This is a genomic window from Polynucleobacter sp. Tro8-14-1, assembly GCF_018881655.1.
Classification (GTDB): domain Bacteria; phylum Pseudomonadota; class Gammaproteobacteria; order Burkholderiales; family Burkholderiaceae; genus Polynucleobacter.
Map to the genome: position 1 here is coordinate 1 of NZ_JACVPX010000007.1, position 11,971 is coordinate 11,971.

The following is an 11,971-nucleotide window of genomic DNA, read 5'->3' on the forward strand; positions in this document are numbered from 1 at the left end:
AGAGAAGATATTTTTGATTACATCGAAATGTTTTACAACCCGGTTAGACGCCATAGTTACAACAATGGACTTTCTCCGGTAAGATTTGAAGAGCAGTACCAAGCGAGGTTGGGAAGTGTCTAAGATAGTGGTAGCGATTCAGAGCTGTTTTTTTAATTGTCCAGCTTTAGATCTGAGTAAAGTTTTTTTAAATATGCAGAGTCAATCAAAGCCACCTCTTTAGCGGCCTCAATGTCTCCACAACCAGCAGAACCTCGTAATTTAATTGAGCCTGATTCAATACCAGCTTTGATTAGACCAATTGATTCATTGGAGTTAAGCGCCATGGTAGACCTCTTTATTTTGGTTTGGTGAGCTTGAACCCTAGCATGTTTGAGTGACTGCATGAGTAAACATGGGCGGCTAATTTGGAAAATTTATTATAACGATGCTTAAGCATCGATAATTTATATATCAGCTATATTTCTAAGTATATCGATGCATATGCATCTTTTATTAATATTAGATGTGAAATTATGAGATAATCGATGACATAACATCGTTTATCAGGGAATCTCAGTGAAAATCAAGATTACCAAACCTCAGGATCTAGGATTGTTGATTAGGGCAACTCGTAAGCATCAAAAGTTGCGCTTGGATGATGTTGCTGGGAGTGCTGGATTGGGGCCTGTTTTTGTGCGTGAGGTAGAGCGGGGCAAGGAAACCGTTCAATTTGGCCGCGTAATTAAGCTCTTGCAAGAACTTGGCATTGAACTTAGTGCAGATGTAGCGGATGACATATTGGCCAATTTTGAAAAATTGCAGGCGGAAGGTGTTAAGCCACTGCCGCCCAAGCGTCGGTTTTCTGTGCCAAAGGCGGGTTCAGTATGAGCGCGCGCGTACTGGATATATTTATTAATGACCAGAGGGTTGGGCAACTTGCTGAGCAAAATAATCTTTGGAGTTTTGAATATGAACAAGACTGGATAAATTCGCCTGAGACATTTGATTTATCTCCAGCTTTATCAAGGACGCGGTTGTTGCATCAGGATGGCGCTACCAATAGACCAGTGCAGTGGTATTTTGATAACCTGCTTCCCGAAGAAAATATGCGAACCATTTTGGCTCGCGAGGCGAAACTGCCAAGCGAAGATGCTTTTGGACTACTGGCGTATTTTGGATGTGAGTCGGCTGGCTCACTAGTTTTAACGATGCCAGGGGAATTGACGTCGCAAGAACAAGGGTTAGTCCCATTAAGTTTTCCAGAGCTAAGTGATCGCATCACTAATTTGCCGCATGCATCTATCTCACAAAATTCCCCAAAGAAAATGTCCTTGGCGGGGGCGCAGCATAAGCTCTTGGTTGTGCTTCAGGGCGAGGCATTGTTTGAGCCTTTAGCGAGAACGCCTTCAACACATATCTTAAAACCTAATCACCAAGATCCGGCTTACTCAGCATCCGTGATGAATGAGTATTTCACGATGAAATTAGCGCGGGCTCTTGGGTTAGATGTGCCTAATGTGTATCGTCTTTATGTTCCGCAGCCAGTTTATGTAATTGATCGCTTTGATCGTGTTATCTCGCCGTCAATTCAAACGAAGCGATTACATATTATTGATAGCTGTCAGTTGCTAAACAAATCACGTGAATTTAAATACTATGGTGCCAATTTAAATGCTCTTGCCCAGGCGATTAACCAATGTCGAAACAAGGCCGTTGCTCGATTGGCCATCTATCGTTGGTTGGTGTTTAATTTGTTGGTGGGCAATGGAGATAATCATTTAAAGAACCTATCGTTCTTGGTGGATGCATCGGGCATTAATATTGCCAAAGCGTACGATCTTCTATCAACAGCAGTCTATGACACGCGTACTTTTGCTAATGAAAAAGCGACTTGGCCAAATACAGCGCTAGCTTTACAAATTGGTAATGCGAAAACTTTCTCTGCGGTTACGCGGGAAGACGTTTTGGGTGCTGGAATAGCTTTGGGTTTGAGTAGGCAAACCGCTGAGCGAGAGCTTAATCGCCAGCTCGAGTTGTTGCTTCCGGCGGCAGATGAACTGATTGAGGAAATTGAAAGTTCATTTAATAGGTTTGACCTGGAACACCCTAATGAGCCGTGGGTAGCAACGACGCTTGCAAGTGAGCGTCAGGTGTTAAGGGCGATTCGTCACGCGATATTGGCTGAAATGTTCAAGCGGTTGATGGTCTAAAGGGCGAGAAGTTTGGCGTCAATTGATAACAATGTGAAGCTATCATTGAAGGGAATTGAGTTAAGCTGGCGAATCAATCGTTGAAAGACTTTAATAAGCGTATAAATTAAACCAATGACTATGTAACCATGGTTTATATACCTTGTTTCGATTCAAGTCAATTAGAGGCAACATGTAAAGTTTTAGCTGATACTAGCAATGGACTCAGGGGTGAAGAAATTCGTCACATTCTTGCTGAGATTAAGGTAGCAGATCCTGATTCGAGTCTAACCAAATGGAAGCGTCTATTTAATGCTCTAGCTTATGTGCAAAATAAGCACCAAGTTGGGAATCACCTTATATTATTTATTAACCGTGCCATGGCGCCAGCGCGTTATATTTCAACACCAGAACTATTTGAATGGCGACGAGATGGGTTAAATGTAGCATTAACATTTGCTGGATATGCAGTTAGAGATGATGGTAGGGTTGTTCATACAAGCCGTGAAACCACTCTATCTGGAGCGCGTGCGCGTGCTAACCGATTGCAATCACTTTTAGAGTCACGTGGCACACACCAGGAGGTGTATAAGTATTGTCGGTCTGAGTTATTGGAGGAGAATTATTTCCACGCCGTACTTGAGGCTGTTAAGGGTATTGCAGAGCGAATTCGTCAGTTATCTGGCTTAAAGACTGATGGCGCTGAGTTGGTGAATCAAGCTTTTTCTACCAGAGCGCCTATTCTTGCATTTAACTCACTTCGATCCGAAATTGACATAAGTGAACAGAAGGGGATTGCGCATTTACTGATTGGCGTCTTGTCTGCGATCCGCAACCCGATTGCACATGCACCTAAAATCGTGTGGGCAATGCCAGAGCAGGATGCAATTGATATCTTTTCCGTATTGTCATTTGTGCATCGCAAACTTGACAATGCAGAAAAACGATGAATTTTATACGTCATCAACCTTCTAGAATTTGGATATATGACTTCGATAAATAATTCTCAGCAAGGTAGATATTTGTTATTTTTGGATATTCTTGGTTTTAGTGATCTGGTTGAATCTAAAGGAGTCAGTGAAATATATGCAGTTATCGATAATGCGCTGAAAACCTTCGGACGATGGGAGGAGCTCAATGGCTCATTTAAGACCATTTATTTTTCTGACACTTTTATTTTTTATCAGGAGTCCAAGGGCTACGGTAAGTGGGCGTTTCTTGATATCTACGCTATCGGTGGCATGGTATTGTCCGCCCTATTGGCGGCGCATATTCCTGCGCGCGGAGCAATTTCATTTGGTGAGTTTGAGGTTCAATTTGACTCAACAGGCCGCCATCAAGTGTATTTCGGAAAGGCTTTAGTTGAAGCATACAAGGCTGAGCAGCTTGAGAAGTGGATTGGAATCACCATTCTTCCCTCTGCATGGAAGCCCTACGAAGAACAATCACCAGGGATTGTTGATGTGTTCGCTAAAGAGGGGGTTTGGCTGATGCGAGAGGACGGCATCCTTCTTCTCAATCCGTTTATAAAGTTACGGAGTTGGTATGTCCCCGCCATGATTGGTGAAGTTGATAGACCGTATTCTAAGTGGGATGCGCCAGAGTTTCCGAATGACATACTTGGTTTCAAGTTTCTTCGAGATAAGGCTGCGCACTACGCAGCGGAAAATAATTTCACCAGTCCAGTGGCAATCAAGTACTACACCACAATTTTTTTTCTTAAAGACATTCTTGGTAGGGATCTATATGAGTGGGGTGAGCGGGCAGCATTGCCTATTAATTTTTAGATCCTCTATTTCCTTGCTGTTTGAGCCCCCAAAAAATTGATGCATACTTCTATAACGATTTCTGAATGAACGGCTAAAAACGCAGGGTTAGTAAATGAGATCCCCTATTTGCTTATTGGAGTTCCAAATTGCAGGCGCACTGTTTAATGTGGCACCAGAAAAGGAAATCCAGTGTATTCAACATCGCGATGACTATCAGTTTGATCTTGTTTTTGTGGATGAGAAGAAGTTTGGGATTCGCGTAAGATTTAATGAGGATGATGCACATCCTGAAATTGTGCTACCAATTTCCTCGCTGGAGTATTTATGGGCATTTTCTCATTACTGCTGGGTCCTTACGCAGGAATATGCTGCATCCCAAAGGGGTGGGTCGGAAAATTTTAATTGCCTGGGGAATGAGCGCTTAAAAACATCCTCTAAATTATTGCAATGGGCGAGGAGAAATCTTTTTGACTCAGGGATTGAGCGGTGGCCGGAGTTGGGTCCTCGCCCAATGCAAGATGCATGTTGTTTTGACGATTCCCAAGTCGCGACTGAGTTGTTTCTTGTTGCGCTTGGTTGGATCATGCATCATGAGATTGCTCATGTGGTTCTGCGCCACCCGCTGATTCGGACCTCATTCTTGGAGCAAGAGGAACGTGAGGCTGATCAATTTGCTACTGAATGGCTGCTGGATGGATTGAAGAAAAATGATTCAAGATTTAGAAAGCGCGCTCTTGGCGTAGCAACTGCGGTGCTAGCAATTCAAAGTCTAGAAGTTGATTCAACGGCTTGTTTAAGAAATACCCATCCTGATGCACATGATCGTATTTTTCAAAATATCGAGTTATGTGGATATGCTGGGGATGAGACTATTGAAGCATTTTGCGTGGTTGTGCTGCAATATTTATTTTGCCAAACAACGATAAAAGTCAATGTAGATGGCAATTCATTTTCGGAAATTTTAAGCGATCTTTTGTTTGATATTTCCCGAGCAAAGAATGCGCCCAATTAATGAGTGGAGATGCGATCCCCTTTGCGTTGCGCTCATCTGAATTCTTTTGCCTGAGGGGTACTTATAATATTCTGGGAAATTGTTACGTCTGATACAAAAGAGGTTGGATTCTAAATGGATACCCTAGTTCATGTGTAGTTTAAAAGGGGATCTCAAGAAAATACTTGGTTATACGATAGAAGACTGAGCTCTACCGCTAAATTAAGGCGAATTAAATCAACTTTCGCAAAAATGGCTTTTGATTAAAAAGGGTATGGGGGTGGCGCAAACTTACGATGGGTATCTCCAATGAAATTATCGGAATAATTTCCCATGCAAGATCCTTCATAGGCCCATCTTATAGTCTAGCTGAGCCAAATTGTGGGGCTACATCATTGCGCCAATCCTCGGCGCTTAAGCAGATCTTTTTATCATCAGGTAACTTTTGATTAGAAAGTTCAACGATTTTTTCAATCAGATCGGTATGTTGATTTATCAACTCAGAAATATTATTCCCTGAAAGCAAATTGTATTGTCTATTGAAGTTTTGTTGTCTATCTATGGGTGGGACGGCTCGAGCTTGAGATAGAGGGCCAAGCAAGCTCGATGCCATTAATGATTCTAGTAACTCTACAGTCTCTGAATCAAGAAAGGCTGCATATTTTTCAATGGTGAGCGATAGCGAGGATTTAAATTGCTCGACCTCATTATGAAGATAATTAAACCAATCAATTGGTTGAATATTTAAAATGGGTGCTGGTTTAGAAAAATCAAAGAAAGTCAACTCGGCTATATAGTTTGGCCCAAATAAGTCCCTTAAAGTTAGGGGTGGGTTTGCGGGTGGAGACAATAGTGCGCCCTTGTACATCCCAAGTAACATGGATATATGTTTTCGCAGTGGCAGGCGTAACTGAGAAATGGCAATATTTGTAATGCGCTCGCTCTCATTCAATTCATTGCGTTTAAATACGCTATCAATAAGCCATACAGTCAATAGGATGCCCAGTACCTCAGTTCCAACGTTTAGTGAGATGTCTTTCAACCACTCCGGCCCATTAAAGTTGAGTGAATAAACATAGAGTCCGATTAAGATCAGCAAAACTATCCCAAGAGCCCAGATCGAAGTGCGTAATAGTTGCATAGGTATGCCTTTTAAATTCTTAGCAGAATAATCATTCGCCTACATTTTTTCTTAACCTAGGCAATGAGCCTAAGTGCTGTTAAGTGTTGTTAATTGGGCCCTGCAACTCATAGCTAGTACTACGGCCCCCAGCATCCGATTTCACTAAAGCACCACGTTCTACTAAATCAGTGATATCTCGTAATGCAGTATCCGGTGAGCACTTGGCAATCAGAGCCCATTTGCTGCTAGTAAGCTTCCCATCAAACCCATCCAGTAGCTTATTAAGTAACTTGATTTGCCTGTGCTGGGACGTCGCCTCCAGGATATTGCATTGTCTAAAACAAGAAGGCATGAGAGTTAATCCAACTAGTGAAATTATTCTCCGCATATATTGCGGAGAAACGGCAGTTAATCACCGCATTGCTAAGCGCTGATGGGGCACTGTTGGCGGTGAGTGCATTATAAAAAACGGATAACATCATTTCTCGGCATTAACAGTGACAATGTTAACGTGCAAATTCAATGTTAAAAGTTTCCATGCTGAGCTTTAATAATGTGTGTCCACACCATGTTTGATTGAGTTCATAAAGCCTTTCAAAAAGCAAAGAGAGCGTGTCCACACTCTCTTTAAAAATTGACGCGATCTCAATTGACTTCTGAATTCAGAAAATATATTCAAAAATTTTCGATTTTTTTAAAATGCAAAAATGATTATTGAAGTCCATTTTTTGTTCTGAAATCGCAAAATGGACCCAAATCATTTCTCGACTCTGGGCGCTCTAAAGCAAATTCTCGGAAATATCACTTTGCCATGGCTCTATATGGTATATAGCGTAGAAGGCGATAAGCCTGCTAACACCATGTATCAAGTATTTCTTGGGGTTGCAGCTAGCCGGCCCTCCCTTGGGAGTAATTCTGAGTTTATTGCCTTTATACAGTGTCTCTATATCTATATTTTTTGCAATAGAGAAAACTTGCTCACCAAGAACCTTTTGTTTTTCAACAATATATTGTTGGGCAAATTCAGCTAGTCGCCCTAACTGCTCAATCCCATTTATATCATAGGCTGTAAGTGAGCTTGTTAAGTATGCCAATCCAGTTACTTCACGGTTGGGGGAGTTTTCGGGGGATAGAGTGGCTCCAATTATCATCTCTTCGCAAGCATTTACAGAGTGTGCAATGTGTTTATCTCTAGTATCTTTGTATTGCTGGTGGCAAATTATCGGCTCACCAGGAAGTGACTTGTAAATGTCGCTTGTTAAAGAGATTCTCTTGCCAGAAGTAAAGCAGCGGATATAGATTACAAGTGCGGCAGTGAATAGTCCTCTCAAGACCACTTCATCCTTACTTCCCTCATTTAGCATTGAAGATAAGGCTCTGGTTGATTTGATGACAAATTCTAAATCCTGAAAAATTGATGCGGTCTCTGCTAGCTCAAGTGCTTCTGGAAATTCGAGCTTAGAAATTGGCATGTTGTGCATAGCCTTTATCCTATTTCAAAAGCATTAAGAGGTCTCTATTCCTGGATCTTTTCATACTAAAAACAGGGCTTTTAATTGGATATCCATGAGTCAGAATAGACGACATAAAACTAATTAATTGAATGCATCCAGGTCGGAGTTTTGAAGCACACAATTCTTTTATAGAGCCATACATAGCTGAATATATAAACGGTAAAAAATCCCATCAAAATAGGGGTTGATTGCCACCAAAGAATTGCCGGAATAATGGCTAGACTGGTTAGCATCCAAAGGTAAGGTGATGTTCTGGCGTTTGCTGTAAACCAATCGTCTTGTTTTGCGCCACTTTTTCCTGAACTCAGGACGCGTCTAAAAATTAATGAATGAAAGTGAATGCCATCGGGCTGACCAGGGCTCTTACCTTGGTGAATTTTCCTGCGATAGATCGTAAATAGGGTTTCTAGGATTGGATAGCCGTTCACTAGCAAGGCAAACCATGGGGATACGTTGCTATGTCTCGATACCAGCATGATGCTAATAATGGCAATCCAAAAACCTATCAAATAAGCGCCACCATCACCGAGAAAGATAAGTCCTCTGGGGTAATTCCAAACAAAGAAGCCAAGTATGGCGGCCACCATAATAAAGCTTAAGGAAATCAATATTGGATCAGCAAGTACGTAGCCCATGTATCCAAGTGCCATAAGGGTAATCATCCCCACCATGCTGGAAAGACCGTTGAAGCCATCAATGATGTTGTAGGCATTTGATAGTCCAGTTACAGCAAATACAGTAAATACAATTGCAATTGGCGAAAATCCTAAGAGGTAATCAACCCCAGGTATATCAAGCTTGGCGATCTGAATGTTTAAAAGATTGATTGCTAAAAGTGCACCAATAGCCACGAACAAAAGCCTCATACGCACACTAATTTTTTTGGTGAGATCTTCTGTTAGTCCGATGGCAAAGACTGGAATAGCGCAAATGAGAATGGTTGATTCAATGACGGAAGTAGGTTGTGCTTGAAGCTTCAGAAGTATGGCAATCAAGATGCCTAGGGCAATACCAATGCCCCCAATTCTTGGTACGGCTTTCTTATGGAACTTTTGGGGGCCCGATAAATCAGAGTCTGCAGAGATATGGCTATGTAGATGCTCAAAACGAATAATGAGCAAAGTTGCAATAAAGGATGCAAAAAAGGCGGACAGTAGACCAATCATGAGTTGATTATAAGTTCCAAAATCATTTGTTGAAAATGAAACTCAGTAGACATCCTGGCTTCCTGCTAGGGCTAAATGAACGGTGGGAAAGGGTTTCGATTCATTAGGTGGGTTGGCTATTCTCGAATTGTCTTGTGCCAATCATCCAATTCCGTCAAATCAATGCGTAATTACCTGATAACGAGATCTTTAGCTTGGTTTACCCTAATTCTTTGGGTCATTACTAAAGGGGGTTGGCATGCTGTCTATTGAATATGTGAACAAAAGAGTACGCCTATTTAGACTGGAATTGAGCCCACTCATTTTAGCTGTCATTGGGGTTTTGGTCGTTATTTGGCATCTGTTAAGTTTTTTGCGGATCCTTAAATAGTAGGGCAAGCGCTTATTAGCTCAAGGTAGGGGCATTTAAATGCGCTTGTGCTTTTAGGAATTCCTCATTTTTATATGTTTTTGCACGGCCATTTGCTGGCTCAATAACTCCAAACACGCATGATTACCCTGATCTAAGCGTTAATTTGTGCCGCCATCACCTTTTTGGGGCTTCTTTTCATATTTCTTACGATTAATTAGTTATAAATTTTGGTATATTACTGAAGAATGTCATTTTTATGACCCTGTTCCTCATTTCGCTTAAAAAGAGAAAAAGAAAGAGAAAAAGACTATGTCTAATCGAAATTCCAATATCAACATCTTCCGTAGCTTCTTGCTAGTGGGGTTGGTGGCACTAGGTTTATCAGCCTGCGGTGGTGGCGGTGGAGGTAGTAGCAGTGCATCTACTACGCCAAGTGGAGCAGCAACATCTAACTACACATTACCTACTGCTATCTCAGCGGTTCCTCCCCAAAAATAATGCTTACTCTTCTTAACGGGATTTTGTGAAATGAATAAATCGATTCAATCTCTTTTAATTGGCGCTCTTGTCTGCTGCGGAATCAATGCTTCCTCCGCTGCTAGCTACCCAACACCTCCCGCAAATTCGGCCTACATGACGAATCAGCAAACGTCGTATGCGAAGGATCCTACTAGCGGTACATTTAGCGGTGCCGGCAATATTAGCTGCATGATTAATCTCATGGCACCTGAGCAACACGTAGGGGCTGGTCAGTATGCTGCTTTAATTGACCAGAATCTCTGTAATGACACCAGTACTAGCACCACTTCAGGGGGTTCAGTCGGCTCGGATCCATCATGGGTTAATGCAGTGTTGACAGTAACTCAAAATGCCGACTCATCAATTGATGTTATCGGCAGTCTTTTTATTCAAAAAGATGGTGATGGCCGTAAAAAGAATATTCAGATTCATGGCACTGTTTGGGGTGGCGCAGCGGTATACGCTCCTTATGGTAAGTGGACAATGAAGTTTTGCAGTTCTCTCGCCTCTTCAGCGGCTGGTAGCTGTGATGACGGTTCTGGATATGTTTCAGTAGACACCACAGGTATCACCACTTATCAGATAAATGGCGGCAATCATCAGGCGGGTACTGTGGTTTATACGTCTCCCACTACTGGCTACGGCATCATTGACGATACGAGTAATAGTCCAAAAGTGAGTGGTAGATTTCGCTTTGGTAATGGTATTTACCTTTGGAACGATACGCAGTCAGGTACACAGTCTTGCTATGACCCAAGCTTAAGTAATCCCAATGTGCAGTACTCAACATGGCAAAATTATTTATACGACCAAAACACTGGCGCTAAGCTTGCTTACACAAACCCAGGATTTTTTATTAGTGAGCATGGCTCAACTAACCAGATTGGTGAAGCAAACTATGATGGCTTGAATTTCTGGTCTCAAGATACGCCGGCTCAGCTCAATGCAACAACTGTAGATGGCCCAGATGGAACTGCATACACCGTTCATAAGATGCCGGGCACCTTAAGAAAAGTCACAACCAATGTGGGTAATTTTGATCAACTGGATGGCTTGGGTATTAATTTCGGATTCTGGGGCGACCAGGTTAATGGTGTTTATGGAAATATTGCGATCGTTAAACAGATTTGTAACTTAAGTGCATGCCAGTCTTTAAGTTATAGTAATAATATTGGGCTTATCGGTACTTGGTCGAAAAGCACGAGCAAATTTATTTTCACAGGATTTGCTGACTGGAATAACAACGGCTCAATTACAAACTTTCCCTCTACCGAAGTGAGCTTTTCTGACTTGACTGGCAGCACTTACAAAATTCGGGGTGGTGGTGGTTGGATCAATGGTGCAAATACCAATTACAACTTCCAAATGTCGCAATGGAATTGCAGTGGCGGCTCATGTGCTTACAGTACCTACACACCAGCAACTGCACCAGTTATAAAGCAGTCTCAGCTCAATATCAAACCTTCTGAATTGGCAGCGCAAACTCTATATTGCGTTGGCGGAACCTGCCCAGCATGGACAACGACTTTGACCGATGTGAACACCTTTAATGGTAGTCCAAGTGCGAGTAAGCAAAATATTGGATGGGATCCGTCAACTGGCACGCCAACAATTAGCGGTCATGCGATTGATTGGTCTTCAAGTACCTTGAATCCAAATCAGCAATCTCATTACTACAATTTGTATACCGCTGATAATTTATCAGCCATGGCTTGTACAGCAAATGGTGGATCAGCAGGAGCGGCTTATTGCTCTAACCTGATTACTAGCCCGGCGAGCGGGTCGACTACTTATTACACATGGCAGTCTGGTGGTCAATGGGATAGCTATGCATATTTAACTGGTCCTAGTGGTAATTCACCAACCTTTGATCCACCAATTAATTTGAGCTATACAGTGCCTGCTTTGCCTGGCAATACAGCTTCTTATGTTGGCAGTACTATTAGTTTTCAATCCCCTCAGCCTGGCAATTTATGGGTTCCAGGACATTGCATTGATAGCTCTGGCGCGCAAGCAGCTTGTAATTCCAGCAATCAATGGGTGAGTGATGTAAACATTCCATTTGCGCAAGATGCCACTGGAACAGTGAATAAAACAAACTCTGATGGCTCAGCTACATCAACTAGCTACTACGTTAAGTGGCTGCAACGCGGCGTATATTTCACCACGCTGCCAATTGCGCAGTGCAGCGGGTTAGATTTATCTGCTGCTAGTGGCTTGACCTTGCCTGGCACTAGTTTGATTGATCCTGCTGTAGCACAGCAGCCAGTCCCTTCTCAAAGTGTATTCCAGAGTAAGCCAAGTGTAGTGAATGGAACTGCGCAGTAATGAGCATTACTTGAGGAGCTCTTTACTTGGCTTCTCAG

12 protein-coding genes and 1 pseudogene are annotated in these 11,971 nt (G+C 42.3%); 8 read left to right on the plus strand and 5 right to left on the minus strand.

The features are described from left to right. The coding region (locus ICN34_RS08460; protein ID WP_216122216.1) for an IS3 family transposase at window positions 1–123 on the plus strand (123 nt) is incomplete at its 5' end. A 29-nt stretch (window positions 124–152) separates the two neighbouring features. Here ICN34_RS08460 and ICN34_RS08465 read toward each other — a convergent pair. Then, window positions 153–326, minus strand: a complete 174-nt coding sequence (locus tag ICN34_RS08465) for a hypothetical protein (RefSeq protein ID WP_216121994.1) — start codon at window positions 324–326, stop codon at window positions 153–155. Between the two features lie 232 nt (window positions 327–558). Between ICN34_RS08465 and ICN34_RS08470 the strand changes: the two genes are divergently transcribed. The 5 genes from ICN34_RS08470 (at window position 559) to ICN34_RS08490 (ending at window position 4,952) form a co-directional block, all read left to right on the plus strand. Continuing rightward, window positions 559–870, plus strand: coding sequence for a helix-turn-helix domain-containing protein (locus ICN34_RS08470; protein WP_323485325.1), 312 nt, complete (start codon window positions 559–561; stop codon window positions 868–870). After that, window positions 867–2,192, plus strand: a complete 1,326-nt coding sequence (locus ICN34_RS08475) for a HipA domain-containing protein (RefSeq protein WP_216121996.1) — start codon at window positions 867–869, stop codon at window positions 2,190–2,192. Before ICN34_RS08470 ends, ICN34_RS08475 begins: the two co-directional genes overlap by 4 nt. A gap of 128 nt (window positions 2,193–2,320) precedes the next feature. Next, complete coding sequence (locus ICN34_RS08480) at window positions 2,321–3,121, plus strand: TIGR02391 family protein (RefSeq protein ID WP_216121998.1); 801 nt, start codon at window positions 2,321–2,323, stop codon at window positions 3,119–3,121. A 72-nt stretch (window positions 3,122–3,193) separates the two neighbouring features. Then, window positions 3,194–3,958 (plus strand): hypothetical protein, encoded by a 765-nt coding sequence (locus tag ICN34_RS08485; RefSeq protein WP_216122000.1) that lies wholly within the window; start codon window positions 3,194–3,196, stop codon window positions 3,956–3,958. Window positions 3,959–4,106: 148 nt separating this feature from the next. Next, window positions 4,107–4,952 carry a phage exclusion protein Lit family protein gene (locus ICN34_RS08490; RefSeq protein ID WP_370623999.1) on the plus strand — a complete coding sequence of 282 codons (846 nt, stop codon included), beginning with the start codon at window positions 4,107–4,109 and terminating at the stop codon, window positions 4,950–4,952. A 337-nt stretch (window positions 4,953–5,289) separates the two neighbouring features. Here the strand turns inward: ICN34_RS08490 and ICN34_RS08495 are convergent, their stop codons facing one another. The 4 genes and pseudogenes from ICN34_RS08495 to ICN34_RS08510 all read right to left on the minus strand — a co-directional run bounded on the left by ICN34_RS08495 (window position 5,290) and on the right by ICN34_RS08510 (window position 8,734). Continuing rightward, window positions 5,290–5,973, minus strand: coding sequence for a hypothetical protein (locus ICN34_RS08495; RefSeq protein WP_216122004.1), 684 nt, complete (start codon window positions 5,971–5,973; stop codon window positions 5,290–5,292). Between the two features lie 178 nt (window positions 5,974–6,151). After that, window positions 6,152–6,355: pseudogene (locus tag ICN34_RS08500) on the minus strand (DUF4172 domain-containing protein); the annotation flags it as partial. A gap of 478 nt (window positions 6,356–6,833) precedes the next feature. Next, a complete protein-coding gene (locus ICN34_RS08505; RefSeq protein ID WP_216122006.1) occupies window positions 6,834–7,535 on the minus strand; it encodes a hypothetical protein in 702 nt (233 codons plus the stop codon). A 110-nt stretch (window positions 7,536–7,645) separates the two neighbouring features. Further along, window positions 7,646–8,734, minus strand: coding sequence for a glycosyltransferase family 4 protein (locus tag ICN34_RS08510; RefSeq protein WP_216122008.1), 1,089 nt, complete (start codon window positions 8,732–8,734; stop codon window positions 7,646–7,648). 661 nt (window positions 8,735–9,395) lie between these two features. Here ICN34_RS08510 and ICN34_RS08515 point away from each other — a divergent pair. Both ICN34_RS08515 and ICN34_RS08520 read left to right on the plus strand, forming a co-directional pair. Continuing rightward, on the plus strand, window positions 9,396–9,584 hold the full coding sequence (locus tag ICN34_RS08515; RefSeq protein ID WP_072583241.1) for a hypothetical protein: 189 nt from the start codon (window positions 9,396–9,398) through the stop codon (window positions 9,582–9,584). A gap of 30 nt (window positions 9,585–9,614) precedes the next feature. Next, window positions 9,615–11,933, plus strand: coding sequence for a hypothetical protein (locus ICN34_RS08520; RefSeq protein ID WP_216122010.1), 2,319 nt, complete (start codon window positions 9,615–9,617; stop codon window positions 11,931–11,933). Window positions 11,934–11,971 lie beyond the last annotated feature (38 nt).

Bases quoted from the DNA above. Each gene is read 5' to 3' on its own strand.
- ICN34_RS08465 (WP_216121994.1), bottom strand. From the start codon at position 326: ATGGCGCTTAACTCCAATGAATCAATTGGTCTAATCAAAGCTGGTATT.
- ICN34_RS08475 (WP_216121996.1), top strand. From the start codon at position 867: ATGAGCGCGCGCGTACTGGATATATTTATTAATGACCAGAGGGTTGGG.
- ICN34_RS08480 (WP_216121998.1), top strand. From the start codon at position 2,321: ATGGTTTATATACCTTGTTTCGATTCAAGTCAATTAGAGGCAACATGT.
- ICN34_RS08505 (WP_216122006.1), bottom strand. From the start codon at position 7,535: ATGCACAACATGCCAATTTCTAAGCTCGAATTTCCAGAAGCACTTGAG.
- ICN34_RS08510 (WP_216122008.1), bottom strand. From the start codon at position 8,734: ATGATTGGTCTACTGTCCGCCTTTTTTGCATCCTTTATTGCAACTTTG.
- ICN34_RS08515 (WP_072583241.1), top strand. From the start codon at position 9,396: ATGTCTAATCGAAATTCCAATATCAACATCTTCCGTAGCTTCTTGCTA.
- ICN34_RS08520 (WP_216122010.1), top strand. From the start codon at position 9,615: ATGAATAAATCGATTCAATCTCTTTTAATTGGCGCTCTTGTCTGCTGC.